We start from the raw sequence: 24,957 nt of genomic DNA on the forward strand, positions 1-24,957 counted from the left end.
CGGACGGGGTATAGCGGCAGTAGATGGGCGGTTGTATGGTGCCGCCATGGATGAGAAAGCGACACTGCACCACTACCTGAGCATCCGGCGGACCGAACTGCTGGCCAAGCTGGACGGTCTGAACGGCTACGACCTCCGGAGGCCGATGACGCCCACCGGAACCAACCTGCTCGGGCTGGTGAAGCATGTGGCCAGTGTGCAACTGGACTACTTCGGCAAGGTGTTCGGCCGGCCCAGCGGCCGCGAACTTCCCTGGCTGGCCGACGACGCCGAGCCGGACTCCGACCTCTGGGTTGCGGCGGGGGAAACCCCGGAGAGCGTGATCGAACTGCACCATTTCTCCGCCGCCCACAGCGACGCCACCATCGATGAGCTCCCCCTCGACGCGCCCGGCGTGGTGCCGTGGTGGCCGGAAGAGAGGCGGAACGTGACCCTGCACAGGATCCTCGTCCACATGCTTTCCGAAACCTCGCAGCACCTGGGGCATGCCGATATCCTCCGGGAACTCATCGACGGATCGGCGGGCAAGCCGGGCGACATCAACCTGACCGGGCGCAGCCCCGAGGAATGGGCGCTGCACCGTGCGCGGATCGAAGCCGCGGCGCGGGATGATGCGGGGAAGTGAGAGGGCAGTTTGACCTGACCGCGCGGAGCTACTGGTTGCCCCTGTCAGCCATTTTCGGCGTGACAATGGGCGTTGTGGCCATGACCGATCCGCCCTGGTCTGTGATCATGGTCGCCGCCTTCATTTTGTTCGTCGTCGTGCAAGGCATCCACAACGGCCAGTTCCGCCGCGAGAGCCAAGGAAAACTTGCAACAGCCAGCCCCGGAGTCGGCATCCTTCGCCGCTTCGGAATTGGGGCTCCTTAGCCCTCTACAACCTCCGTCATGTCCCCGGTGCGGGGCGTCCCCTCGAGCAGCTCGTAGCGCTGCATCACCGCACCCTTCGGCGAGGCGATCACCGGCTCGATGAGCCGTAGGTTGCTCGGAACCACGCCGTCGGCAAAGACCTTCTTCCCGCGGCCGAGCAGGATCGGATACACCCAGAGATTCAGCCGGTCGAAGAGCTTCTCCGAGAACAGGGTCTGCACGAGGTCCAGGCTGCCGATCACGTGGACGTTCTCGTGCCGCCCGCGCAGTTCCCTGATGGCGGTTACGACATCGGGACCGAGCAGTGTGGAGCCGGCCCATTCGAGGTCCGGGTCCAGGCGCGAGGCGACATACTTGGGGATGCGGTTGAACAGCTCCGCGATGAAGCCGCTTTGATGCGGCCAGTACGAGGCGAAGATGTCATAGGTCCGGCGCCCAAGCAGCAGTGCGTCCATTCCTTCCATACCCTCGGCGATCTGCCCGCCGACGACGTCGTCGATCAGCGGAGCCTGCCAGCCGCCGAACGCGAAGCTGTCGTCCGTGTCCTCTTCCGGCCCGCCGGGCGCCTGCGCGACGCCGTCGAGCGAAGTGAACAAGTCGATGTGGATCAGTCCCATGCCATGCCCCTTCAGTCGCCCGTCGTCGGACCCGGCGGGATCATTTCGAGGCTGGCACACAAGCAGTGCCGAGACAACAGGGCCTCCCGAATTGAGTGCTCAGTTGTGGCGGGCTTTCCGCGGAAAAACCCGCCACAAGTGAGCACTCAACGCAGCTAACCCAGCTTCTTCACGAACGCGAGGTGCTTGATCTCCTCGGGGTCGGCGTCGAGGTCGAACTGCGGGACGTAACCCGTGGCGAGGTAGAGGTTCTTGGCCTCGGGCTGCCGCGGCCCGGTGGTCAGGTAGATCCGGCGGTAGCCGCGGCGGACGGCCTCGGCCTCCAGTTCGGCGAGGACCAGTCTGGCCAGCCCGCGACGGCGGTGCGACGAATGCGTCCAGATCCGCTTGAGCTCCGCCGTGTGGGAGTCGTAGCGGCGGAACGCCCCGCCGGCCACCGATTCGCCGTTCTCCTGCAGGATCAGCAGGGCTCCGTGCGGCGCGGCGAACTCCTCCGCAGGATAGCGCCGCAGCTCGTCCTGGACGTTGCCGAATAGGTTCCCGTAGCGGGTGGAGTACTCGACGGCGAGCTCGTCCAGGAGCGGCTTGACCCGGGGATCGTGCATGGGCAGGCTGAGGACCTTCACGCCCGACGTCGGCCGGGTTGGCGTTGCGGTCATGGCTTTCCTTTCGTGCGTGGCCAGCCCAACTGACTGGCAGTAGTTGTCGTTTTGAGCCGTCAAAACGACATTAACTGCGAGCTAGTTGGGCGGGGGACAGGGGCAGGGCTGCGAGGGCGCCGAGGCGCCCGAGGATGGTCCGCGCCAAGGCATCATTCTCCCGGAATGGCGCGGCGTTCGTGTTCGGCCGGGCAAAGGCCCCGGCACCCCAGCCCGAGGTCCACGGCCCGACGGCGAACAGCCCCGGCTGCGGACTGCCCGAGGGCGTCAGCACCTCGAACGAACCGGACACCAGCAGCTTGCCGGTCGAGTGCGGGCCGTCTGCGGTGAGCAGCCGCTGTTCGGTGCCCCGGCCGGCGTCGTGCAAGTCCACAAGTGCCGGGTTGGCCGAACGCTCCACGGACGGGGCGGGCAGTCGCGCTTCAATGTACGCAGCGGCCTCCACCAGCACCGGAGACTGGAAGGACCCCGCCACAAAGCGCCCGGAGGCCTCGTCCGGCCGTACCCACATTCCGGGGCCCAGGAACTGCAGCAGGCCGGCGTCGTGCAGCGCCAGGATTTCCCGCAGCCGGTGCGGCGGCGGGCCCGAGTCCACGAAGCTGAAGAATCCGTGCCACCAGCCATGCACCGCCTGCTGCGAGCGGGAGTTCAGGCGCTCCTGCGGAACGAGCCGGCCCAGGTCCATATACACCTTGAGCAGTGCCATGAACAGGGCCAGGGTTTCGGAATGGTCCGGGCTGGTCCGCAGCGCCAAGTCGCGCCGGATGTACTTCACCACGGCCTGCTGCACGGCCTCGCTATCAGCGAAGGCGCAGCCGCTGAACGGCTGGTCCAGCGCCTCGAGATCCAGCCGGAGCGCGGGGTCCGGAACCGTGCGGGCCACCAGTTCTTCGCGGGCGTGGCTGTACCAGTCAAGCGCGTCGAAGCTTTCCTCGAACTCGGCCCAGCTGCCGTTCACGCGCTCCGGGTAGGCGAAGAGCTCACGGTAGTAGGCGTGCCCGGCGTCCTTGGCGATCAGCGGCCAAAGGTGCGCCCGGAAATCCAGTTCGTCGTGCGCGGCCAGAAGGGTGCCGACGGCGTCGGCCGTGAAGTAGCGCGGCGCACCGGTGGGCTCGCCACGGAAGGTCGAGGAGATCTTGGAATGGAACGGCACCCCGCGCCGCGACCCCGCCCAGACCCGCGGCTCGGCGCCCGAAGGCACGTACCGCAGCCCGCCGACGGGCTGTTCCTCGAAGCGGCCGCCGCGGCCCTCGAACAGCAGCACCAACAGGTCCACGAACGCCAGCCCCATCCCGGCGACGATCACGTCCTGGCCAGGGCCGATCGGCGAGTAGTCGACGTCGGTGGTGTAGGACGGCGCCGCATGGAAGCCGCCGTGCCGGGCGGCGAAATCCGAGAGGCGGGCGGTCTCGGCATCCGGCCGGGTGTCGGTGTGCCCGAGCGAATAGACCACCAGGTCCGCCTCCAGCACCGCTCCGGAGGCGAGCCGCACACGGTGCCGCACGCCGCCGTCGGGAGATCCGCCAACAGAAACGGGCTCGACGGCGGTGGCTGTGTCCTGGTGGACGGTCACCGTGGCGGCGCTACCGTCGGCCGGCGAGACCAAAGCGGCGACGGCCCGGCGGAAGAACCACTCCAGGTACTTGCTCTGCAGTTGCCGGGTGGGGAAGCTGGCGGGCGTGAGCGCGTGCAACTGCTCCACGATGTGTGGCTCGAACGCCGGCACGTCCCGGATGGAACCGTCCAGCACCCCGGCGGCCCAGCCGCTCAAACCGGGACCGTCCGCAGCCGGGCCCTCGCAGACCACCGAGCCGTCCGTGAACATCGTGATGTCCCCGGCCATGGAGTTCAACAGCAGTCCCGGGGTCTGGTCATAGCGCCAGATCCTCCCGGAACCGGGCTTGTGCGGCTCCACCACGTGGATGGCCAACGGACCGTCGAACAGCCCGGGCCGGTTGGCGGCCAGCCTTTCGAGCACGCCGGCAGTGCGCGGACCGCCGCCGATGAAGACGACCGCGGGGATATCTGCGGGCATGTGAACTCCTGAAGAAGACTGGCGAAAGGGCCGGATGGAACCTGAGCCTAGGGACCTTCCTCGGCCCCGGTCGAGGGGCTGGTCACGGCCGGTCACCCCGCGTCACGGCGCGTCAAAACGACGTCAAAAGGCGCAATGAACCGGAGGCAGATGGCGTTCTGTGACAGGCCGTGAAGCGCCAAGAAGCACCGTGAAGAAGTGCAAAAAGCCGCCTTGCAGCGCTTTCCGGGGCGCCCCTAGATTGGCAGCCATCCGATAGCCAACAACCAATCCCGAAGCGAGGTGGCGCATGAGTTCTGCAGCAACCACGGTGGCGCAGTCCGCACCGTCAACCGCAGGCAGGCCGGCGTCCACCGGCGCCGCGGACAGCACCCCAGAGAGCACCGAAACGGGCACCGGAACAGAAGCACCCGCCGTCGACTACTCCGGCTACAAGCTGGTCCCGGCCAAGCACCCCGGCCGCTGGGTGGGCACCGTGCTGGTGGCACTCGGCGTCGCCGCCGTGCTGTGGTCCCTGGCCACGAACCCGCGCTGGGAATGGGGCGTTGTGGCGCAGTGGTTCACCGCGCAGTCGGTGGTGAACGGGCTCATCGAAACCCTCAAGCTCACGGCCATCTCCGGGGCGCTCGGCTTCATCCTCGGCTTCGTGCTGGCGCTCATGCGGCTCTCCGCGTCGCCGCTGCTGGTGGGGGTGTCCTGGACGTTCTCCTGGATTTTCCGCTCCACCCCGCTGCTGGTCCAGCTGCTGCTTTGGTACAACCTCGGCTACCTGTACGAGAAGGTCAGCCTCGGCATCCCGTTCACGGACGTCCGCTTCTTCGAGGTCCAGACCACCACGCTCATCAGCCAGTTCGCCGCCGCCGTGCTGGGCCTGACCCTGAATCAGGCCGCCTACTCGGCCGAGATCATCCGCGGCGGCATCCTCTCCGTGGACCAGGGCCAGCTCGAAGCCGCGGCCGCGCTGGGCATCCCGGCCTGGCGGCGCTCCACCCGGATCGTGCTGCCGCAGGCCATGCGCGCCATCCTGCCCACGGCCTTCAACGAGATCATCGGCCTGGTCAAGGGCACCTCGATCGTCTACGTCCTGGCCTACTCGGAGCTGTTCTACACGGTGCAGGTCATCTACAACCGCACCCAGCAGGTGCTGCCGCTGCTGCTCGTGGCCACCCTCTGGTACGTAGTCATCACCTCGGTGCTGAGCGTCTTCCAGTACTACATCGAGCGCCACTACTCCAAGGGAGCCGTCCGGAACCTGCCGCTCACGCCGCTGCAGAAGGTCCGCCGCTTCTTCGCCACCCACGCCCCTGCTGACAGGAAGACCCTCCGATGAGCACCGCTGTTACTGAAAGCCCGACGGCGGCGCCCGCGGCTCCCGCTGCCAGCTCGCCCGCCGCGACCCGCGGGCACGTGGAAATCACCGATGTCCGTAAGACTTTCGGTGCGACCGAAGTCCTCAAGGGCGTCTCCCTGACCGTGCCGCCCGGCGGCGTGGCTGTGATCGTGGGTCCGTCCGGTTCCGGAAAGTCCACCCTGTTGCGCACCATCAACCACCTGGAAAAGGTGGACGGCGGCTACATCACCATCGACGGCGAGCTGGTGGGCTACCGGCTGCGCCACAACAAGCTGCACGAGCTGCGCGAGAAGGACATCCTCAAGCAGCGCACGGACATCGGCATGGTGTTCCAGAACTTCAACCTGTTCCCGCACCTGACGGCGCTGGAGAACGTCATCGAGGCGCCGATCGTGGCGCAGGGCCGGCCCAAGGAGGAGGCCCGGAAGCGGGCGCTGGAACTCCTGGACCGCGTGGGCCTGAAGGACCGCGCGAGCGCCTACCCGCGCCAGCTCTCCGGCGGCCAGCAGCAGCGCGTGGCCATCGCCCGGGCGCTCGCCCTGAACCCGAAGATCCTGCTGTTCGACGAGCCCACTTCGGCCCTGGACCCGGAGCTGGTCAACGAGGTCCTGGACGTGATCCGCGAGCTCGCGACCTCCGGCACCACCCTGATCATCGTCACGCACGAGATGGGCTTCGCCCGGGACGTCGCGGACACCGTGGTCTTCATGGACGAGGGCCAGATCATCGAACAAGGCGGCCCGCAGAACATCTTCACCAACCCGCGCGAACCCCGCACCCGCAGCTTCTTCTCCAAAGTCATCGAACCGGCTTTCAACATCTGAGGACCCGCCACGCCATGCTTCGCACCACTTCCAGTACCCGCAGCAAAACCAAACTCCTGGCACTTGCCGTGCTGCCCGCCGTCGTCGTCCCGGTCCTGGCCGGCTGCTCCGATCCGGGGGCGTCCGCCAACAGCGGCTCCGGCGCCGGGACGACGGCGGCCCGCAACGGCGTCGTCTACAACACCGCGCCGGAACAGAACCGGATCCGCGTGGAGAAGGACGCGGCGGCCGCCGGCAAGCTTCCCGCCGCGATCGGCAAGGACGGCAAGCTGACAGTCGCCACCACGGCAGGGTCCATCCCACTGTCCTTCCACGCCACGGACGATAAGACCCCCATCGGCGTCGAAACGGACATCGCCCAACTGGTGGCCGACAAACTGGGACTCGAGCTGGACCTGCAGGTCACCTCCTGGGAGAACTGGCCGCTGAAGACCCAGTCCGGCGACGTCGAGGCCGTGTTCTCCAACGTGGGCATCAACAAGGACCGCGTGAAGCTCTTCGACTTCTCCAGCTACCGGGCGGCCTTCATGGGCTTCGAGGCCAAGAAGTCCTCGAACTACAACATCAAGGGCGCGGACGACATCTCCGGCCTGAAGGTCTCCGTGGGCTCGGGCACCAACCAGGAGAAGATCCTCCTGGCCTGGAACAAGGAGCTTGAGGCGAAGGGCAAGGCGCCGGCCACGCTGCAGTACTACTCCTCCGAGGCCGACACCATCCTGGCCCTGTCCTCCGGCCGTACGGACCTGAACATCGGCCCGTACCCGTCCACCACGTACCGGGAAAACACCCGGGACGACCTCAAGGTGGTGGGCAAGGTCAACGCCGGCTGGCCGTCCGAAACCCTCGTTGCCGCCACCACCCTGAAGGGCAACGGCCTGGCCCCGGCCATCACCGACGCCCTGAACTCGGCCATCAAGGACGGCTCCTACGCCAAGGTGTTGGAGCGCTGGGGCCTGTCCGAGGAAGCCCTGCCGGAGTCCAAGACCATCACCGAGGCGAACTTCGCGGCCACGAAGGCCGCTGCCCAGGCAGGTTCCAAGTGAAGTTCCAGGTCCTGGACATCATCCCGCACCTGCGGAATCCGCTCACCGGGCGGATCGTCTCGACGGCGGAGCGGCTCAACCAGGTGGTGGGGACCGCCCGCCGGGCAGAGGAACTGGGCTACGACAGCTTCTCGGTGGGGGAGCGGCATGCGGGGGAGTTCATTTCCTCATCCCCGACGACGGTGCTCGCCGCGATCGCGGCCGTCACCAGCCGCATCCGGCTGCAGAGCGGCGTCACTGTGCTCTCCGTGCTGGACCCGGTGCGCGTGGCGGAGGATTACGCCACGATCGACCAGCTCAGCCGCGGCCGGCTGGAACTGGTGATCGGCAAGGGCAACGAGGTGCTGCAGTACCCGCTCTTCGGGCTCACTTTGGACGATCAGTGGGACCTCCTGGCTGAGAAGTACGGGCTGCTGCGCCGGCTGTGGCGCGAAGAAAACGTCACGTGGTCCGGGCGTTTCCGGCCCGCCCTGACGGAGGAAACGACCACCACGCCGCGGCCCTTCGCGGGTTCGCCCCGGATTTGGCACGGGTCTGCCACAACGCTGACCTCTGCGGCGCTGGCTGCTGAATGGGGTGATCCCCTGTTCACCGCCAACGCCATCCAACCGCGGGAGAACTACAAGATCCTGATCGACCACTACCGCGAAGAGTACGAACGCCACGGGCATGACCCCAGGCACCAGTACCTCGGCTCCGGCAGCGGCGCGGGCGGGGTGTTCATCGCGGACACCACCCAGGAAGCCAAGCGGCAGTTTGGCCCGGTCTACGAGGCCCTGACCGCAGGCCGGAATGTCCCCGGCAACAACTCGCCGTTCCGGGACATCGACCACGCCGTGGCCGAAGGCCCCGCCCTGGTGGGCAGCCCGGAGCAGGCGGTCGACAAGATCCTCAGCTACCACGGGCTCTACGGCCACGACCTGCAGTCGATCTCACTGCCCACCACGCTGCCGTTCGAACAGCAGCTGGAGATCCTGGAGCGCTTCGCCCTCGAAGTCATCCCGGCCGTGCGCGCCGCGGCGCCGACCACGCTATGGGAAGCCGCCGACCCCTACGGGCGGCGCCCGGCCTTTACCGGAGCCGGGGAACCCGACGCCGCTGAACCCGACGCCGCAGCCGCCGTCGAACGTGACCATGCCATCCATAGGAGCAACCATGCCCTCACCCACTGACATTCTTTCCGCCCCGAAAACCAGCCCTGCCTTCGCCGCCGAATGGGCCGAATGGCACGCCGCCCACGAACGGCACCGCGCCGATCCGCACGGCTTCCTCGCCGTCTCGCACCTGCACTGGCTGGACGGCACACCGCAGCGCCTCGACGGGGTGCCGGGCACCTGGAGCGTGACCAACGACGTCGTCACCGTGGTCCTGGAGGCGGGCGAAAGCCTGCGCCGGGACGGCCGGGAACTGAACGCCACCGACAGCGGAACCAGCCTCAGCTTCGGCCCTATCGCTGAACGCGCCGGGATCAACCTGCAGGCGGGCAGCACCGCCGTCGGGCTGGAAACGGTTGTCGAACTGGCCAAGCGCGGCGGCGAGTACATCGTCCGCCCGCGGGACCCGCGCAACCCGCTGCTCAACGAATACCGCGGCACCCCGGCCTACGAGCCGGACGCCGCGTTCGCCGTCGAGGGCCGCTACGTCCCGTTCGCCGAGCCGCGCAGCACCACGGTGGGTGCCGCCGTCGAAGGCATCCAGCACGTCTACGAAGCTCCGGGCGAGATCCGCTTCAGCCTCGACGGCCAGGAACTGACGCTGACCGCGTTCAACGGCCACGCCCCGGGCTCGCTCTCCGTGCTGTTCACCGACGCCACCTCGGGCAAAACCACCTACGCGGCCAATCGTTCACTCTCGGTGGTTCCGGCGGAGGACGGCTCCGTGCTGCTCGACTTCAACCGGGCCGTGAACCTGCCCTGCGCCTACACCGACCTGGCCACCTGCCCGCTGCCGCCGGCCGAAAACCGCCTCACCGTGGCCATCGAAGCCGGCGAAAAGATCCCTTACGAAAGGCAGACCCCGTGACCCACTCTTCCAATGCCGGCTTCCTCGCGCTGGAGCTCGACGGCGACGGCGCCCACCCCGCCGCCTGGCGCAAGGCCCGGCACACCCCGGATGCCCTGTTGAACGGTGAGCGGATCCGCAGCACCGTCCTGGCCGCCGAATCCGCCGGTTTCCACGCCGCGACGTTCGCGGACGGGCATGTTGCCGAGGGCGCCGACGTCGCGGGCCGCCTGAATGCCCTGCAGCGCGCGGCCTTCGCCGGGCCCGTCACCGGGTCCATCGCGCTGGTCCCGGAGGTGGACACCGTCTACACCGAGCCCTTCCACGCCGCCACGCAGCTTGCCAGCCTCGACTACGTGTCCGGCGGCCGCGGCGGCTGGCTCGTCAAGGCGAGCGGCGACGCCCGGGAGGCCGCCGCCGTCGGGCGCTCCGTCGCTGCCGAGGACGCCCTGGCGCACGAGGCGGCCGCGTCCGTGGAGGTGGGCCGCAGGCTCTGGGATTCCTGGGAGGACGGCGCCGTGATCCGCGACGTCCCCACCGGCCGCTACCTGGACGTCGACAAACTGCACTACGCCGACTTCGAGACGCCGGCAGGTTTCCCGGGGGAGGCGTACTCCGTGAAGGGGCCCTCCATCATTCCGCGACCGCTGCAGGGGCAGCTGCCCGTGCTGGCGCCGGCGCAGCTGGTGTCCGTGGACGGCCCGCTGCTGCCATCCGCCGTGGATGCCGTGCTGGTTTCGGCCCCGACGCCGGAACTCCTCGCCGCGGAAGCCGCCGAGGTGCGTGCCAACCTGGCCGCTGTTGGGGGCGGCCCGGCTGGGCGGGCTCCTTTTGAGGTTGGGCCGGCTGTGATTGCCGAGCTCGACGTCGTCCTGGACTCCCGCGGGCAGTTCGCCGCCGCGCGGCTCGCCGAGCTGGAGGCCTTCACCGCGTGGGAGAGCCCGCGGGCCCGCTTCGTCGGGACCGCCGCGGAACTGGCGGACTTCCTCGCGGAGCTGCTCGCCGCCGTCGACGGCGTCCGCATCCACCCTGCCGTGCTGGACGTGGAGTTGGAGGAACTGGCGCAGCTGGTGCTTCCGGAGCTGCGCAGCCGCGGAATCTTGCGGCCTGCCGCGTCCGGCGGCACCTTCCGCGAGCTGCTCGGCCTGGAACGGCCGGAAAACCGCTACGCCACCGCGCTTCTTAACACCACGATTGGGGAACCGGCATGAGCCAGGAGAATTCGATTCAGCACGGCCGTGCTACATTCCGGCCGTCGGGCAAGATCCAGTTCGGCGTGTTCTTCCAGGGCGTCAACTCCGGCACTATCTGGAAGACCCCGGAGGCCGGGTCGCAGACGGATTTCGAGTCCTTCCGCAGGATCGCCCAGACCGCCGAGCGCGGCCTGTTCGCCGCTTTCTTCCTAGGCGAGGGCCTGCGCCTGCGCGAGCACTTGGGCCGGCCGCACGCCCTTGATGTGGCGGGCCGTCCGGACGCCCAGACCATGCTCGCCGCGCTCGCCTCGGTGACGCGGAACATCGGTTTGGTGGCCACCCAGAACACCACCTACAACGACCCCGCGGACCTGGCCCATAGGCTGGCCTCCCTTGACCTGCTGTCCGGAGGGCGCGCGGCGTGGAACGTGGTCACCACGGACAACGCCTGGACGGGCGCCAACTTCCGCCGCGGCGGCTACCTGGACCACTCGGACCGGTACGTGCACGCCGAGGCCTTCGTGCAGACTGCCAAGCGGATCTGGGATTCGTGGGAAAGCGACGCGGTGGCGGCCTCGACGGCGGCGGATTCCTGGGCCGCGCCCGGACATGTCCGTACAGTCCGCCACGAAGGCCAGCACTACACCGTGGACGTGACCCCGCGCCTGCCGCGCAGCGCCCAGTACCGGCCGGTGCTGTTCCAGGCCGGCGACTCCCCGGATGGCCGCGACTTCGCAGCACGCCAGGCGGACGTCATCTTCTCGGCGCACCCGAAGTTCGAGGCCGCCGTAGCGTTCCGAGAGGACATTGTGGCCCGGACCGTTGCGGCCGGCCGCGGCGCCAACGACGTGCAGATCTTCCCCGCCAGCGAGTTCATCCTGGCAGCCACCGACCAGGAGGCTCAGGAGAAGAAGGAGTGGGTGCGGAGCCTGCAGATCGGCCCGCAGCAGGCCATCGCGTACCTGGAGCAGTTCTGGGGCCGCGAGCTGTCCTCGTTCGATCCGGACGGCCCGCTGCCGGACATCGATCCCGCGGTGGAAACCACCTCGGAGACCCGCGGCAGCGGCTTCCACGGCGCCAAAGCACGGGAGCTTGCCGAGCAGTGGCGGGCCGAGGCCGCGGAGCACGGCTGGTCCATCCGGCAGTTCGTGAGCTCCCGGACAGCCCGCATCGATTCCACCTTCACCGGCTCCTACAGCTCGGTGGCGGACACCCTGGCCGAATACGCCCGGGTGGGGGCCGTGGACGGCTTCAACATCTCGCCGTGGATCATCCCGAGCGGCCTGGACGACATCGTGAACCACCTCGTCCCCGAACTGCAGGAACGCGGCGTGTACCCCACGGAGTACGCTGGCTCGACGCTGCGGGAGAACCTGGGGCTCGCGACGCCGGAGCGCTCGCCCGAGCTGGTTCCTGTTGGGAGCGTCAGGTGAGCGGGGCTTTGGTGAGTGGCGCTGCGGCGCGTCGGGCTCCCGGGGAGGAGTCCGACGTCGGCGATTCGCTCTGGAGCGAGGAGACGGTGAGGCTTCAGCTGACTGTGTGGGAGCAGTGGCTTTAGGACTTATTGCGTTGAACAATGTGCTGGGCTCCGGCCAAATGAGGCACTTTCTCAGGATGATGCGGATTGCCGGCAAAAGAGAACCAGTGAAACGAAGCTGTCTGCGTAATGCCCACAGCGAGCCACACTCGCCGCTTCCAACCCAACTCGCAGATCGCACAAACAACAAGCGCGAAAGTAATCCGCGAGCAGCCGCAGGACGAAGGGAACTGGTTCCGGTTCCCGCCAAGGGAACCGGAACCAGCCGCAACGGTGGGAAACCTCTATCCTTGCCGCACCGAACCTGAGCGCTTAATCTGGCGCCTGCTCAGGAACCAAGAAGCCACCCAGAGAAGCGCAATGAGTGCCAGGGTCTCCGTGCCATTTGGGGCAAACGGACCCAGCATGAAGGGCAGGATGAGAGCAAGGAATAACGTCCCCGCAACGGCAAATAATACAGCTGACTTGCGCATGATCATTTCCTCTTTCTTTCCTACGATCCCTACAACGCCATTAGACACCCTTGTAAATCTGCTGGGTACTGTTGCCGTACAGGTAGAACTCGATCCAGGGGCGGTACGTGCTCGTGCAGCCCAGGTTCCATGGGCACTGCTCAAAGGTTCCGGACTGATAGGTTCGCACCTGCCATCCACCGACCGCATTGGCCTGGATGTCACTCGCACCACGATAGTGGAACGTGAAGTCGGTGTAACCGACGGAAGGGAAGGACAACCGGGCTCGATAATGCCATTGCTTTTCGAACCCGATGTCCTCGTTGAAATCGAGGACTACGCCGTCCTCGATTGAGCGAAGCTTTTACAGCGGTCACCTTCATCGCAGCTCCTGGACTGAAAGCGGGCGATGTCCTGAGGCCCCACAAAGTGGCCTTAACCGGCGGAAATGAACGTTCTACCCCCGCTCGATGTGTCGCGTTCGTGCGGTGTCGAACCGTTGGGTGCCGAGTACCGCGAGCAGCTTCAGCTTTCCCTCCGCGCCGCTCCTGGGCTCGGCGGTGAGCACGAGCAGGGCCTGTGATTGGTCGTCGGTGAACAGCACCTGGCAGTCGAGTTCAATGGGCCCGACTTCGCGATGGATGAGCACCTTGTGATCGCTGAAGCGTTGGGCTACTTCGTGCCGCTCCCATAGGTCCCGAAACTCTTCGCTTCGCTTGGCGATTTCGCCCACGAGCTCGGCTGCGCGCGAGCGGGCCCCCATCGTTCCATGGGCCGCCCGCAGGCCGGCGACCAGGGCCCGGCTTTGCCGCGGCCGGTCGTGCTCCGGGTAGCGCATGCGTTCGGCCTCGGGGTGGGCGAACCAGCGGTAGCTTTCGTAGCGTTCCCACCCGGTCGCGGCGGAGTGATCACCGAGCAGCGCGCAAGCCATCGGGTTTTGCAGGAGCGTCTGGCCGAGGTTCGATATCACGAGCGCCGGTGTGTCAGCGAGGCGGTCGAACACCCGGTGCAGGGCAGGTGTGACGTGCTCGGACGGGCTGAGCCGATCCGGAACGGCATGCCCGGCGACCCTGTAGAGGTAGTCGCGCTCGTCTGCGCTAAGTCGCAGCGCACGGCTCAACGACGCGAGCATCTGGGTGCTTGGCTGCGGTCCGCGCTGCTGTTCCAGGCGGGTGTAGTAGTCGGTCGACATCAGCGCGAGCTGCGCGACTTCCTCCCGGCGCAAGCCGGCCGCCCTGCGCCGCGGACCCGCCGGCAGGCCGACGCCGCTTGGACGCAAGGTGTCGCGCCGGCGGCGCAGGAAATCGGAAAGGGCTTGGCGATCCACATCTCCATGGTTCCATGCGCCTTCCGAGGGAACCATGGGACTGGCAATCCCCCGATAAGCGCTCTCTGGAAACCGCAGGATCCAAGCCGAAGACTTGAGATATGCGAACTAGCGAAAACACCATCTTCATTCCCGGAGCGACCAGCGGCATTGGACTTGCCCTCGCAATACGCCTGCACGATGCAGGCAATACGGTGATTGTTGGCGGGCGACGCGCCGAGCTGCTCGACGAGATCTCCAAACTCCATCCCGGCTTGGATACCGTCCAGATTGACACGGCGGATGCCGCAAGCATCGCATCCGCGGCACAGGACGTCATCGCCCGCCACCCCGATCTCAACGTCCTGGTAACAATGGCGGGCATCATGCGCGTTGAGGACTGGACCAGCCCTGCAGGGTTTCTCGGGACCGCGGAGGAAGTGGTCACCACGAACCTCCTTGGCCCCATCCGGCTTATCGGCGCGTTCATCGAACACCTGCGCGCTCAACCGGACGCGACGATCATGACCGTTTCCTCCGGCCTGGCGTTCGCCCCGCTGGGGGTGACACCGACCTACAACGCGAGCAAGGCGGCGGTTCATATGCTCAGCGAATCCATCAGGTTGCAGCTGGCAGACACGACCGTGCGGGTGATCGAACTCCAGCCCCCGGCCGTCCGCACTGGACTGCTCCCAGGCCAAGAGAACAGCTCTTTCGCGATGCCGCTGGACGAGTTCGTCGACGAGGTCATGATGATCCTCGCCGAACAGCCGCACGCCACCGAGATCCAGGTCGAAAACGTCAAGTTCCTGCGCTACGGCGAAGCCCGAGGCGACTATGACCACGTCGTGGCGACACTCAATCGGCTCGACCCCCATGCCGGGGCATAAACGACGGGACCGCCCGCATCGATGTGCCGGTGCAGCCTGAGGGCTCACCTGTGGTGGATTGTTTTGCGACATGCCGCCACAAGTGAGCCCTCAAACTCCTGCGGTTACTTCTTGATGAAGTCCAGGATGTCTTCGCCCAGCTGCTTCTGGAAGTCGCCGTAAATGCCGTGCGGTGCACCCTCATACACCTTCAGTTCGCCGTGACGCACAAGCTCGGCGCTCTTGAGGGCGGCGGCTTTGATCGGCACAATCTGGTCGTCGTCGCCGTGCGCAATCATGATGGGCACATCAAGTGCCTGCAGGTCGTTGGTGAAGTCCGTTTCGGAGAAGGCAGCAACGCATTCGTACGCCGCGTGAAGGCCGGTGAGCATGCCCTGACGCCAGAAATCGTCCCGCGCCCCTTGGGAGACGGCGGAACCCTCACGGTTCGCGCCGAAGAACGGCACGGTGAGGTCCTGGTAGAACTGCGAGCGGTCCTTCAGCACGCTTTCCCGGATGCCGTCGAAGGCCTCGATGGGAGTACCTTCCGGGTTCGACTCGGACTGCACCATGACGGGAGGCACTGCCCCTACGGTGATGACCTTCGCCACCCGGCCTGCGCCGTGCTGCGCGGCGTAGCGGACCACTTCGCCACCGCCGGTGGAGTGACCGATCACCACCAGATCCTGCAGGCCCAGCTGTTCCACCAATTCGGCGAGATCCCGTGCGTAAGTGTCCATGTCGTTGCCCGTCCACGGCTGCGAGGAGCGGCCGTGTCCGCGGCGGTCGTGGGCGATTGCTCGGTAGCCGTGATCGGCCAGCAGCTTCAGCTCTACCTGCCAGGCGTCCGAGCTGAGCGGCCAGCCGTGGCTGAGGATCACCGGGCGGCCCATGGCCGGCCCCTGCTCCGTGTAGTAGATCCGGGTGCCGTCCGTGGTGGTGATGAAAGGCATGATTCTCTCTTTCAGTGGGAGGGTTTGGTGGCGATTTGCCTGAGAGGCACGGCGCTGGGACCCTCGGATGGTGGTGACGCTTTCCATTCGACCTGAGCTTTCCCCGCCCGCACCACGAAGGAACCACGCAGAACTGCGGCTGCGTTCCTGCGTGACCCTGCGTCCAGTGCGCGCATGAGTCCTGCCGGGCACCTTGGCGCGCTGCTGCGCAGGCACCGCCGCGCCGGAGACTTGACGCTGGAGGCCCTCTCCGAGCGATCAGGAGTGAGCGACCGCACCATCAGCGACATAGAGCGCGGGGTGAGCCGTGGCCCGCAACACCGCACCATGCTGGCCCTTGCCGATGCGCTCGGTTTGCAGGGAACGGCGCGCGAGCAGCTGCTCGCGTCCGCCCGGGCCGGGCGGCGGCCGGCATCGCAGGACGGGCCGCCCGTGGATCCGGAACCGCACCGGCTCGCCGACTTTACGGGCCGGGACGCCGAGATTGCCGCCGTCGTCGCCCATCTGGTTGCCGGCGGGGCCGTCCGAAGCACTGCCGCGCCGGTGGTGCTCTGCGGTGCGCCGGGCGTAGGCAAGACGTCGATCGCCATCGAAGCCCTGCACCGCTGCGCGCCCGCCAAGCCGAGGCGGCTTTTTGTCGACCTGGGAGGGCTCGACGTCGTTCCCTTATCTCCGCTGCAGGTGCTGCAGTCGCTGCTGCGGCAGCTCACGGGGGAGGCAGATGTGCCTCGCACGCTGGGCGAGGCGGCCACCGCCTGGCGGTCCGCGATTGCCGCTACTCCCGCCGCTGTGCTGCTTGACGACGCCGCGAATGAGGCACAGATCCGGCCGGTGCTCTCGCCCGGGTGGCAGGGTGCGGTAGTGGTCACCTCGCGCCGCGAACTGGCCGGACTGGAGGGCGCACGCCGGCTCACCATCGGACACCTCTCCCGCTCCGAAAGCGTGGCGCTGCTGGAGAGGATCGTGCCGCCCTCCCAACGGGGCACGGGCGAGCTCGAAGAACTGGCCCACTATTGCAATGACATCCCGCTCGCACTCCGCATCGCGGGAAACCGCCTGGCCAGCCGGCCCCGCTGGACCGTGCAGGACTTGGTGCAGCGGCTAAGCACCGAAGAGCGCCGCCTGGGCGCCCTGGTTGCCGGAGACCTCGCCGTCGAATCCGCGTTTGCCTTGTCCTACGGGCAGCTGGACGAAGCCGGTCAAACCCTGTTCCGCCGGCTCTCGCTGCTGGACGGCAGCTCGTTTGGTGCGCGGGTGGCGGGCGCCGTCGTCGGGCTGGGGGAGGGGGGCGCACAGGACCAGCTGGACGGGCTGGTGGGCCTGGGCCTGGTGGAAGCGCTGCATGGCGACCACCACCGTCTGCATGATCTCCTGAGGCTTTATGCCGCCTCGCGGCTTCGCTCAGAGGAGACGGCAGAGGCGATCGCCGAACACCGCCGGAACCTCCGCGAATGGCTGCTCGAAACCACCATCGCGGCTGGGTCCCGCTTCGAGCCGCGTCGGCCCGGACCGTCGTCGGACGCGTTGCCCGCTGTCCCTTCGCCGAAAGATGCCTTCGCCTCCGATGAAGCGGCGCGCCGCTGGCTGATCGGCGAGGCCGAGCACTGGTTTGCCGCCTACCGGGCCGCGGCGGCGCGCGCAGATCATGCCCGGGTGCTCGCAGTAGCGGACTCGTTGCACTGGTTTTCGGACTTGTGGCTTGCGTGGGGCCGCTGGCACGAGCTGTACGCAGCCTCTGCTGCGGCCGCGGCCGCCATCGCGGACCCCTCGCAGCAGGCGCGGCATCTCGGGTACCTCGCGTGGGCGCAGCTGGTCGAATCTTTTGATCCGGCAGCTGCGCGCACGACGGCGGAGGCGGCCCTTGCTGCTGCGCGGGAGGCGGGGGATGCCCGGCAGAGTGGCTGGGCGGGTTTCTATCTCGCGTGGAGCACGTTGCAGCTCGGCGAGCTGGATGTGGCCGCCCAACTGGCAGATGCAGCGGTAACTGATTTCGCCGCGGCGGGCGACGTGGAAGGGCAGCTGCAGGCGCGTTCCATCAGGACCGACATCCGCGGCCGGCGCGATCCGGAGGCCTCCATCGGAGAATACCGCGAGCTGCTGGACTTTCTACGGGAGTCCGGCGACCGGCTTCCGCGGAACATCAGGGTGGTGACCGAGACCAACGCACACGCCGTCATCGCCTTGACCCTTCTTGGCTTCGGCCGGTACGAGGAAGCCATGGCCGCCGCAACCGATGCCCTTGGCGCGGGCACGCCCGGCGAATTCCCCAGCGGCCAGGCGGCGGCGCACCGGCACCGTGGCTTTGCCGCCCGAGCCCTCGGCCGGGACGAAGCGGCGCGGGCTGACTTTGTGGATGCGCTCGCGCTGGGAACCGGCACACGCTCCGAGGCGTGGCTTGGTGAAGTGCGTGAGGCGCTTGCATCGGTTTCGCCTGGTGCACGGTCCGATGCGGCTTCCGGCGCGGTGGCGCCAGGGGTTTCCTAGAGCACGCGCACCGGCTTGCCCTGCGCCCAAGCGCGGACGTCCTCGAACGCCTCGCCGTAATAGCGCGTGTAGCTTTCGGCGGTGACGTACCCGAGGTGCGGGGTGAGCACGGTGCGCGGCGCGTCCAGGAGCGGGTGGTCCGCGGGGAGGGGCTCGACGTCGTACACGTCCAGGGCGGCGCCGCCCAGCCATCCTTCGTTCAGTCCGCGGAGGAGGGCGTCCCCGTCCACGAGCGGCCCGCGGGCCGTGTTCACCAGGATCCCGTCCGGCCCGAGCAGCCGGAGTTCCTCCTCTCCGACCACCCCGCGCGAGCGGTCGGAGAGCCGCACGTGGACGCTTACGACGTCGGCCTCCCGGAAGAGGGCGTCCTTGCTCACCTTGCGGCCGCCGGCCGCAGCCGCGGTTTCCTCGCGCAGGTTGGGGCTCCAGACGATGACGTCCATGCCGAAGGCCTGCGCGTAGCCGGCCACTTTGGTGCCGATCTTGCCCAGGCCAAGGATGCCGAGGGTCTTGCCGGCGAGTTCGAAACCGACCGTGCTCTGGAGGCGGCCGGCGCGCATGGCGTTGCCTTCGAACTGGAGGTTCCGCGCGGCGGCGAGCAGCAGGGCCCAGGTCATTTCCGGTGCGGCCGTCGCGGAGCCGCCGGTGCCGCAGACGGTGATGCCCTGTTCCTTGGCGGCGTCGATGTCGATGGACGGATTGGCCATTCCCGTGGTGACCAGCAGTTTCAGTTTGGGCAGCTGGTGGAGGGTGGAAGCCGGGAAGGCCGTGCGTTCGCGCATTGCGACGACGATGCTGACGTCCCGGAGGGCCTGGACCAGGTCCTCTTCGTCTTCGAAGGGCTCGCTGAAGACGGTGACGTCGATGCCGTCGGCGGCGAGTTGGTCCCAGGGGGCGTAGTCGTAGGCGACACCCTGGTAGTCATCGAGGATTGCGAGGCGCTGGCGCATGGTGGTCCTTTGGGGGAGGGGCGTTCTTGAGTCCACCATATGTGGGTTGGTGGGGCGAGTCCCTCAATCCTCATCTGGGGTGGCAATCTTGTGACCAAGCTTTGAGGTTCCGGCACTCAGGATGCGCTCTATATGTTGCTGGGTCACTTGGTTGCATTGCTGCCCGTCTGACAGCGCTGCCTGTAACCAGCCAGGTCCCTTGCGCACTCCAACTTCAGGAGCGAGGCGCTCGAGCTCCCCTTCTTGAACCAAGACCACGCCTGCCCCATCGAGCCGGGAAACAAGAGTGCCGGCAGCCTTACGGGCAGCGCCCTTGAACGCAGACATGCCATGCTCTTTGACCGATGCCCAAGGTGATCCTTGAGTTCGTAGCTGAGCGAGTACGAGTTCGCGCTCTTCACTCGAGAACTGTGAATTTCGCTTGCCCTCAAGAGCTGAAACAATTGCATCTAGCACATGCCCGACTTTGGCCGGCTCCCGTGGTGCATTTAGATCGGCCGTCGCTGATTTCCAAAGCTTCATCATCTCCTCAGTCCAAGTCCCGCCTACAGAAGTCACAAGGGTTTGAAGCTTTTTCTGATCGGAAAGCATGTCAAGGTCAGGGGCTGCCACAACAGGAACGTCGACGGCGCTGAGTGCAGCAGAAACTTTGGCCATGCCGTCTTTTCCGCCGGTCGGAACAAACAAAATCTCGTTCCTCGGCAGGGGATCTTCCTCCCACCCGCCGCAGTCGATGGCAGCCGCGAGATATGCGCAGTCACCTTCCGCTTCCGCAACAACCACGAGGCGGTGGAATAGTCCATCCAAGACATTCGTGTACTTCAAAACGGGGTCATTCCAAAGCGCCTTCAACTGGTCTGAGTCGAGCCGGCTTGCTTTGGCCGATCCCTCGCCTCGGGTTAACCTGACCACTGAAACGTCCACCTCGGAGTCGAGGAGACCGGTCAAAAAGCTTCGGTCGTGGGTCGCCACAAGTATCTGAAGACCTGTCTTGACCGCTAAGCGCCCCAATTCCGCGCCGAGAGCATGAGCCTGCGGCGGGTGCAAAAAGGCCTCGGGTTCATCGATAATGACGACCTTGTACGCGGCTGTAACAATTGGAAGCAATTGGCCCATCAAGCTTCGCATGCCATCGCCTTGGTCATCGAGTGGACGCAGGTCAGCCATTCGTTCACGGTATTCAGCCGGGATATCGTCTATGCGAGGAGCTTCTATGCCAACCTCTCCGACGCGTAGACGAAGGGTGCGACCTAGAGCGTCGAGAGTCAATCGGGGCCCAAATACATCCCTCGAAATAGCGCTCACTTTGTCAAGGAGCGGCTTTGAATCCTGTAGATAGTGGATGGGGTGCTGTGGTGGATCCACAACTGAATCGCGCATTTCGGCTGAACCATATATTGAATCTTCCTTGGGCGTTGCCGTAGAAGACGACCGAACTTGCGAGAGCGCCGAGCTCGGTGAGGGGGGTCTGCCAGCTGTTAGTCAGTACATTTGGGCGCTGTATCCCGATCTGTGCCCGCTGAAATCCAGCGTTTGTGCCTTGAACCACGAAGCTCGCGTTTTGGCCAAGCCAGGAGATGACATCTGCTTTGCTGCCGCGACAGTACAGCTCGAGCGAATCCACCGCTACCCGTGGTTGCTCGGCGAATCCGCGGACGTGCGCTAGTTTCTCCGAGACTTCCCGGAGAACCGTCGACTTGCCGGCGTTGTTGGCCCCAACGATCGCGGTCACACCGGCCCGTTGAAATGGAATTGATTGGCCGCCAATCAGATCTATTCGATCAATTGCAAAGTCGAACTCTTCCGCCTTGCCATTCAGTAGTTGTGAGTACTCCGGAAAAGCTGCTGCGAAGCGTTCAGTCCAATCTTGAGTCAAGGCGTCCCCTAAGTCCTATGCCCGCGATCACCACAGGTCACCATCCTCCATTCGGAGCAACTGCAGATCTATCTTGGCAGAATATGGGCGGCGATGGCGTTGGGTGAAGATGGTGGGTGATGGCCCGATAACACCTCATGGTCCTTTGCTATTTTGCTGCATCCGGACAGCAACATGCGGCTTCGCGTGTTCTCGTGACAGCACTGGCTGTCAGGCGCCATTCCATGCTGCTAAGTCAATAGGCGGAACCTACTTCTTAGGCAACCCCGGCGGGTTCAGCTCCGACTTGGCAATAGCCTCCGAAGAAAGCCCCCAGCGGTCCAGGATCTTCCCGTACGTCCCGTTCTTAATGAGCGTATTAAGAGCAGCCTGCGCCGCAACCGCCAGTCCGTTCCCCTTCTTCGTCGTGAACGCGATGTCGGCCTTCAGCGGCCAGCCGCCGTTGACGGTGCCCACCTGCTTGGTCTTGCCGTCCTTCGCTGCCTTGTACGCGGCCCCCGCGTTGGGACCGAAGGTCAGGTCCGCACGGCCGGACTGGATTGCCAGCGAGGAGGCCGAGTCGTCGTCGTAATACTGGAAGTCGACCGGCGGCAGGCCGTTCTTCTTGTTCTCCTCGTCCCAGCGCACCAGGATGGCTTCCTGGTTGGTGCCCGAGCCCACGATCACCCTCTTGCCCGCCACATCCTTCGCTTCCTTCACGGAGCCAATCGGAGAGTCGCTCTTCGCGTAGAAGCCCAGGAGATCGGTGCGGTAGGGCGGTGGCGAGTTTACGGCCCCGCAGGGTGCCTACGTGCTTGGGGCCGGGCGCGGACTTCGATCATCCGCTCTATATCGGGTCCTCTTGCCAAGCTGGCATCAACTGATAGCAGAGACAGCAATTGCAGCGGGCGTTGTGATTCTGCTGCAGCCTGCATCTTGTGATGGCCATCAAGCAGGAAGTGAGTAAGACCCCAGTGGGCACAATAGTCGGTGCCGCGGTCCACTGCGGGCTGGCAGACGTCGAGGATCGAGACAGCCACGGCTGTCGGCGTCGAAGAGTTAGAGAGTTTCCGGGCATACTCTTTGACCCGATCAGGTTCGTTCCAGGCAGGCGGCACCATTGGGACGACGAACTCGAATGCATGCGCAGACGAGTCGACCGGGGCCTGCCACGTCCGGTAATACGGTGTTTGCGGATATTCGGGCAGACCCCAGAACCCTGACACTCCCCACGTGTCGACTTGTTCCTCGCTGAAGTAGTCTCCCGCTCTGCCCGGAAACACGAGTTGGGGCTGCAATCTGAGAAGCATCGGAACATACGACCCACCGGGCAGCATTGTGCAGAACGCTTCAAGAACTCCGTCGTCGATGTTCTCAAGGCCTGAGTTCAGGGACTGCTGCATTTCAGGGAGCGACAAACGCTCAGTTGCGCCTTCCAGACGCTTGAACAGCAGTGGGCACGTTCCACACCAGAACGAAAGCTCAAAGGCAGGATCCGGGCCTTCCCACATTAGACGTCGCCCGGCCCACTCGCCCTTCGTTTTCTCCCCTTCGCCGAACCGCAGCACGGACGACTGGGACTCATCGACGAGCCGCGTCCTACCGATTTCCAACAACATGATCGGCAGTCTAGCGAGGCACTCCTCGGGACAGCAGGATAGCTTCCTGGCCGGAGCCCGAGCGCCGCCTACACCACAGGTGTCCCGATCTGGCACAGCGTCAGCGGGGTGTCCGCTCGCTACTGTGATTCAGCACTCAGGATTTAGTGACGAGGACTACATGAACAACACCACCATTGAGGCGCCGAAGGTAGCGCGCCCCGCCCAGGAGAATCGGCTCAGCGGGAACATGGGAGTCGGGGAGCTCGTGATGAACGTGCTCGCGTTCTCGTCGCCGCTGGCAACTGTCGCCGGCACGCTGCCCGTCCTGCTGATGTTCAGCGGCCAGACGGCTCCGGCCATTTATATGTTGGTCACATTGATGTTGCTGATCTTCTCCGTCGGCTTCGTGAAGATGAGCCGCAGCGTCCGCGGCGCGGGAGGTTTCTACTCCTTTGTCACTGCCGGTTTGGGCAAGCCTGCAGGCCTCGGAGGCGCCTTCTTGGCCCTCTTCGGCTACATCCTCATTGGATTCTTCGCCCCTTCGTTTTTCGGCGTGACCCTCCAGGGATTTGTCGTCAACACGCTCAACGGCCCCGGCGTTCCCTGGTACTGGTACGCGCTCGGCATCATCGCCGCCACCACAGTCCTTGCGTATAACCGCATCGACCTCTCTGCGAAGTTGCTCACGGCCGTCATGCTTCTCGAGGTGGCTGTCATCGTCGTCTTCGACGTGGCGTCATTCTCTGCGAACGGACTTGATGCTGTGCAAGGTGCAGGATTCGCCCTTCCCTCCCTCACTGATGCGAGCATCGGCCTCGCGCTGCTGTTCGCCGTCGGGAACTTCTTTGGCTTCGAAGCGACTGTGATCTACCGGGACGAGGTTAAAAACCCGGATAAGACGATCTCGCGGGCAACGTACCTGGCTGTCATTGGCATTGGCCTCTTCTACGCAGTTGCCGCCTGGGCTTTCATCGCCTTCCTCGGGCCAGGCAACGTACAGGCCGCGGCGGAAAGCAATACTGTGAATCTGTTCAACGACGCCGTTGCCGCATTGGCGGGCAAGATTTTCGCGGATGTTGCCATGATCCTGCTCATTACATCCGTCCTGGCATGCATGCTGTCCATCCAGAACATCGCCGCACGGTACAGCTTCTCGCTCGCCGCCGACCATGCATTGCCGCCAGTCCTTGGACGGGTGCATCCCCGCCATAAGTCGCCGTACGTTTCGGCCCTTGCCGTCGGTCTCCTCTGGGCTGTGGCAACCGTGATTTTCACGGTTCTGGGTGTCGCGCCGGACGCCCTGTATCCCATCGCCTCGGGCAGCGGCACTTTTGCCGTGCTCCTGCTGATGTTCATCACCAGTTTTGCGGTGTTCGTCTACTTCCTCCGCCGCCGCGGTTCCGCGCCGGAGTCGGTCTGGAAGACCATCATCGCGCCGATCATCAGCGTGCTCTTCCTTGGCGCCATCACCTACCTGGCGATCACCAACTACCCGGACCTCATCGGAGGCTCGGCGGTGATGACTGTCATTTTCATGACCTTCACCTTCGCGCTGTTCTTTGGCGGCATCGCGTACGCATTCTTCCTCCGTTCAAAGCGCCCCGAAATCTACGCGCGGCTCGGCCGGCGGAAAATCGACTGACGCTTGGAAGCGGTCATGTGGAGCAAAAGGGTCCGGCGCTCAGAACTCGATGCCGAGGACGGTTCGCGAAATCAGGACCGCCCGGTCCGCGAGCTCCTTGAGCTCGGCGTCGTCGGACTCGGGTGATGCCCACCGCGTGGCTCCCTCGAGCAGCGTCATGACAACTTTGACGTGCTCCCGAGGCTTCGGAAATCCCATGTCGTGCGCTGCCGCCACGTACATGTTCTCGTGGAGATCGATCCAGTCGTCCACTTGGGCGCGCAGGTCACGGGGGAGGATGCCGGCCATTCTGTCCGTCGCTACCAACAAGTCCCAGAGATTGCTCTCGGGCAGTCGCACCTGGCGCGTGAAGTGGAGCCTGACCATGGAGTCCCAGAATTCATCGGCCGAGGAGGCCGGACTCACGGCCTCGATCAGGGCGACGCCGAAACGATGGAAATGCCAGCGCAGCGACTCGGCCACGATCTCATCCCTCCCCGCCGGAAAATGCGAGTAGAGGCTGGGCGGCTTGATGTTGACTGCGTTCGCAATGGTTCGCATGGACACGGAGTTGAAGCCATTGGCTATAGCCAGTTCGAGGAAAGCTTCGAGGATGTGCTGGCGAGCGGCTTTCTGCCCCGCCCAGTTCCACTCCTCAAGGCGGTGGACAAAGGCGTCAAGGGCGGCCTCGTATGACGTAACGCTCATAATTCCGTCATCGTAACAGCCAGGGGGT

The 24,957-nt window shown here is 65.7% G+C and carries 23 protein-coding genes and 1 pseudogene; 13 read left to right on the forward strand and 11 right to left on the reverse strand.

Annotated features, from left to right (window positions below):
* Positions 1-46: 46 nt before the first annotated feature.
* A complete protein-coding gene (locus BLP88_RS04365) occupies positions 47-625 on the forward strand; it encodes a DinB family protein (protein ID WP_074587251.1) in 579 nt (192 codons plus the stop codon).
* A gap of 74 nt (positions 626-699) precedes the next feature.
* A complete protein-coding gene (locus BLP88_RS18900; RefSeq protein ID WP_175453487.1) occupies positions 700-870 on the forward strand; it encodes a hypothetical protein in 171 nt (56 codons plus the stop codon).
* Here BLP88_RS18900 and BLP88_RS04375 read toward each other — a convergent pair.
* From BLP88_RS04375 to BLP88_RS04385, 3 genes are all read right to left on the reverse strand, one after another.
* Positions 867-1,487, reverse strand: coding sequence for a dihydrofolate reductase family protein (locus BLP88_RS04375; RefSeq protein WP_074587253.1), 621 nt, complete (start codon positions 1,485-1,487; stop codon positions 867-869). The two genes, BLP88_RS18900 and BLP88_RS04375, sit on opposite strands and share 4 nt — an antisense overlap.
* 155 nt (positions 1,488-1,642) lie before the next feature.
* On the reverse strand, positions 1,643-2,146 hold the full coding sequence (locus BLP88_RS04380) for a GNAT family N-acetyltransferase (RefSeq protein ID WP_074587255.1): 504 nt from the start codon (positions 2,144-2,146) through the stop codon (positions 1,643-1,645).
* 70 nt (positions 2,147-2,216) lie between these two features.
* Entirely contained in the window at positions 2,217-4,181 is a 1,965-nt protein-coding gene (locus tag BLP88_RS04385; protein WP_074587256.1) for an FAD/NAD(P)-binding protein, read from the reverse strand.
* Between the two features lie 289 nt (positions 4,182-4,470).
* On the opposite strand from BLP88_RS04385, the gene BLP88_RS04390 reads away from it, so the two are divergent.
* The 8 genes from BLP88_RS04390 to BLP88_RS18690 all read left to right on the forward strand — a co-directional run bounded on the left by BLP88_RS04390 (position 4,471) and on the right by BLP88_RS18690 (position 12,937).
* On the forward strand, positions 4,471-5,511 hold the full coding sequence (locus tag BLP88_RS04390) for an amino acid ABC transporter permease (protein ID WP_084110794.1): 1,041 nt from the start codon (positions 4,471-4,473) through the stop codon (positions 5,509-5,511).
* A complete protein-coding gene (locus BLP88_RS04395; RefSeq protein WP_074587258.1) occupies positions 5,508-6,356 on the forward strand; it encodes an amino acid ABC transporter ATP-binding protein in 849 nt (282 codons plus the stop codon). The genes BLP88_RS04390 and BLP88_RS04395 overlap by 4 nt, the downstream gene beginning before the upstream one ends.
* A gap of 14 nt (positions 6,357-6,370) precedes the next feature.
* The gene (locus BLP88_RS04400; protein ID WP_074587260.1) at positions 6,371-7,399 is read left to right on the forward strand and encodes an ABC transporter substrate-binding protein; all 1,029 of its coding nucleotides are present in this window, start codon (positions 6,371-6,373) and stop codon (positions 7,397-7,399) included.
* Positions 7,396-8,571, forward strand: coding sequence for an LLM class flavin-dependent oxidoreductase (locus BLP88_RS04405; protein ID WP_074587261.1), 1,176 nt, complete (start codon positions 7,396-7,398; stop codon positions 8,569-8,571). The genes BLP88_RS04400 and BLP88_RS04405 overlap by 4 nt, the downstream gene beginning before the upstream one ends.
* A complete protein-coding gene (locus BLP88_RS04410) occupies positions 8,555-9,421 on the forward strand; it encodes a DUF1684 domain-containing protein (protein WP_074587262.1) in 867 nt (288 codons plus the stop codon). The genes BLP88_RS04405 and BLP88_RS04410 overlap by 17 nt, the downstream gene beginning before the upstream one ends.
* Entirely contained in the window at positions 9,418-10,611 is a 1,194-nt protein-coding gene (locus BLP88_RS04415) for an LLM class flavin-dependent oxidoreductase (RefSeq protein WP_074587264.1), read from the forward strand. The genes BLP88_RS04410 and BLP88_RS04415 overlap by 4 nt, the downstream gene beginning before the upstream one ends.
* Positions 10,608-12,026 (forward strand): NtaA/DmoA family FMN-dependent monooxygenase, encoded by a 1,419-nt coding sequence (locus BLP88_RS04420; protein WP_074587265.1) that lies wholly within the window; start codon positions 10,608-10,610, stop codon positions 12,024-12,026. The genes BLP88_RS04415 and BLP88_RS04420 overlap by 4 nt, the downstream gene beginning before the upstream one ends.
* A gap of 569 nt (positions 12,027-12,595) precedes the next feature.
* Positions 12,596-12,937: a hypothetical protein gene (locus tag BLP88_RS18690; protein ID WP_139163304.1), complete on the forward strand. Its 342-nt coding sequence runs from the start codon at positions 12,596-12,598 to the stop codon at positions 12,935-12,937.
* Between the two features lie 102 nt (positions 12,938-13,039).
* Here BLP88_RS18690 and BLP88_RS04435 read toward each other — a convergent pair whose 3' ends face one another.
* Positions 13,040-13,909, reverse strand: coding sequence for a helix-turn-helix transcriptional regulator (locus BLP88_RS04435; protein WP_074587269.1), 870 nt, complete (start codon positions 13,907-13,909; stop codon positions 13,040-13,042).
* Positions 13,910-14,010: 101 nt separating this feature from the next.
* Here BLP88_RS04435 and BLP88_RS04440 point away from each other — a divergent pair, with 101 nt between their 5' ends.
* Complete coding sequence (locus tag BLP88_RS04440) at positions 14,011-14,778, forward strand: SDR family oxidoreductase (protein ID WP_074587270.1); 768 nt, start codon at positions 14,011-14,013, stop codon at positions 14,776-14,778.
* Positions 14,779-14,882: 104 nt separating this feature from the next.
* Here BLP88_RS04440 and BLP88_RS04445 read toward each other — a convergent pair whose 3' ends face one another.
* Entirely contained in the window at positions 14,883-15,710 is an 828-nt protein-coding gene (locus BLP88_RS04445; protein WP_074587272.1) for an alpha/beta fold hydrolase, read from the reverse strand.
* 174 nt (positions 15,711-15,884) lie between these two features.
* Between BLP88_RS04445 and BLP88_RS04450 the strand changes: the two genes are divergently transcribed.
* Positions 15,885-18,194 (forward strand): helix-turn-helix domain-containing protein, encoded by a 2,310-nt coding sequence (locus BLP88_RS04450; RefSeq protein WP_074587273.1) that lies wholly within the window; start codon positions 15,885-15,887, stop codon positions 18,192-18,194.
* On the opposite strand, the gene BLP88_RS04455 is transcribed toward BLP88_RS04450, so the two are convergent.
* The 5 genes and pseudogenes from BLP88_RS04455 to BLP88_RS18905 form a co-directional block, all read right to left on the reverse strand.
* Positions 18,191-19,144 (reverse strand): D-2-hydroxyacid dehydrogenase family protein, encoded by a 954-nt coding sequence (locus BLP88_RS04455; RefSeq protein WP_074587275.1) that lies wholly within the window; start codon positions 19,142-19,144, stop codon positions 18,191-18,193. The two genes, BLP88_RS04450 and BLP88_RS04455, sit on opposite strands and share 4 nt — an antisense overlap.
* 63 nt (positions 19,145-19,207) lie before the next feature.
* A complete protein-coding gene (locus BLP88_RS04460) occupies positions 19,208-20,311 on the reverse strand; it encodes an ATP-dependent nuclease (protein WP_074587276.1) in 1,104 nt (367 codons plus the stop codon).
* Positions 20,312-20,453: 142 nt separating this feature from the next.
* A complete protein-coding gene (locus tag BLP88_RS18695) occupies positions 20,454-21,020 on the reverse strand; it encodes a hypothetical protein (RefSeq protein ID WP_139163305.1) in 567 nt (188 codons plus the stop codon).
* 249 nt (positions 21,021-21,269) lie between these two features.
* Positions 21,270-21,773: pseudogene (locus BLP88_RS04465) on the reverse strand (type 2 periplasmic-binding domain-containing protein); the annotation flags it as partial.
* Positions 21,774-21,787: 14 nt separating this feature from the next.
* The gene (locus tag BLP88_RS18905) at positions 21,788-22,618 is read right to left on the reverse strand and encodes a hypothetical protein (protein WP_175453488.1); all 831 of its coding nucleotides are present in this window, start codon (positions 22,616-22,618) and stop codon (positions 21,788-21,790) included.
* A 160-nt stretch (positions 22,619-22,778) separates the two neighbouring features.
* On the opposite strand from BLP88_RS18905, the gene BLP88_RS04470 reads away from it, so the two are divergent.
* The gene (locus BLP88_RS04470) at positions 22,779-24,242 is read left to right on the forward strand and encodes an APC family permease (protein WP_074587278.1); all 1,464 of its coding nucleotides are present in this window, start codon (positions 22,779-22,781) and stop codon (positions 24,240-24,242) included.
* A 39-nt stretch (positions 24,243-24,281) separates the two neighbouring features.
* Here BLP88_RS04470 and BLP88_RS04475 read toward each other — a convergent pair whose 3' ends face one another.
* Entirely contained in the window at positions 24,282-24,929 is a 648-nt protein-coding gene (locus BLP88_RS04475; protein ID WP_074587280.1) for a TetR/AcrR family transcriptional regulator, read from the reverse strand.
* Positions 24,930-24,957 lie beyond the last annotated feature (28 nt).

Origin of the sequence: Arthrobacter cupressi, from assembly GCF_900099975.1 — a bacterium.
Taxonomy (GTDB): Bacteria; Actinomycetota; Actinomycetes; order Actinomycetales; family Micrococcaceae; genus Arthrobacter; species Arthrobacter cupressi.

What these genes read in the sequence shown, in the direction of transcription:
- BLP88_RS04365 (WP_074587251.1), top strand. Translation starts at nt 47, where the DNA reads ATGGATGAGAAAGCGACACTGCACCACTACCTGAGCATCCGGCGGACC.
- BLP88_RS04375 (WP_074587253.1), bottom strand. Translation starts at nt 1,487, where the DNA reads ATGGGACTGATCCACATCGACTTGTTCACTTCGCTCGACGGCGTCGCG.
- BLP88_RS04380 (WP_074587255.1), bottom strand. Translation starts at nt 2,146, where the DNA reads ATGACCGCAACGCCAACCCGGCCGACGTCGGGCGTGAAGGTCCTCAGC.
- BLP88_RS04385 (WP_074587256.1), bottom strand. Translation starts at nt 4,181, where the DNA reads ATGCCCGCAGATATCCCCGCGGTCGTCTTCATCGGCGGCGGTCCGCGC.
- BLP88_RS04390 (WP_084110794.1), top strand. Translation starts at nt 4,471, where the DNA reads ATGAGTTCTGCAGCAACCACGGTGGCGCAGTCCGCACCGTCAACCGCA.
- BLP88_RS04395 (WP_074587258.1), top strand. Translation starts at nt 5,508, where the DNA reads ATGAGCACCGCTGTTACTGAAAGCCCGACGGCGGCGCCCGCGGCTCCC.
- BLP88_RS04400 (WP_074587260.1), top strand. Translation starts at nt 6,371, where the DNA reads ATGCTTCGCACCACTTCCAGTACCCGCAGCAAAACCAAACTCCTGGCA.
- BLP88_RS04410 (WP_074587262.1), top strand. Translation starts at nt 8,555, where the DNA reads ATGCCCTCACCCACTGACATTCTTTCCGCCCCGAAAACCAGCCCTGCC.
- BLP88_RS04420 (WP_074587265.1), top strand. Translation starts at nt 10,608, where the DNA reads ATGAGCCAGGAGAATTCGATTCAGCACGGCCGTGCTACATTCCGGCCG.
- BLP88_RS04440 (WP_074587270.1), top strand. Translation starts at nt 14,011, where the DNA reads ATGCGAACTAGCGAAAACACCATCTTCATTCCCGGAGCGACCAGCGGC.
- BLP88_RS04445 (WP_074587272.1), bottom strand. Translation starts at nt 15,710, where the DNA reads ATGCCTTTCATCACCACCACGGACGGCACCCGGATCTACTACACGGAG.
- BLP88_RS04450 (WP_074587273.1), top strand. Translation starts at nt 15,885, where the DNA reads ATGAGTCCTGCCGGGCACCTTGGCGCGCTGCTGCGCAGGCACCGCCGC.
- BLP88_RS04455 (WP_074587275.1), bottom strand. Translation starts at nt 19,144, where the DNA reads ATGCGCCAGCGCCTCGCAATCCTCGATGACTACCAGGGTGTCGCCTAC.
- BLP88_RS04460 (WP_074587276.1), bottom strand. Translation starts at nt 20,311, where the DNA reads ATGGCTGACCTGCGTCCACTCGATGACCAAGGCGATGGCATGCGAAGC.
- BLP88_RS18905 (WP_175453488.1), bottom strand. Translation starts at nt 22,618, where the DNA reads ATGTTGTTGGAAATCGGTAGGACGCGGCTCGTCGATGAGTCCCAGTCG.
- BLP88_RS04470 (WP_074587278.1), top strand. Translation starts at nt 22,779, where the DNA reads ATGAACAACACCACCATTGAGGCGCCGAAGGTAGCGCGCCCCGCCCAG.
- BLP88_RS04475 (WP_074587280.1), bottom strand. Translation starts at nt 24,929, where the DNA reads ATGAGCGTTACGTCATACGAGGCCGCCCTTGACGCCTTTGTCCACCGC.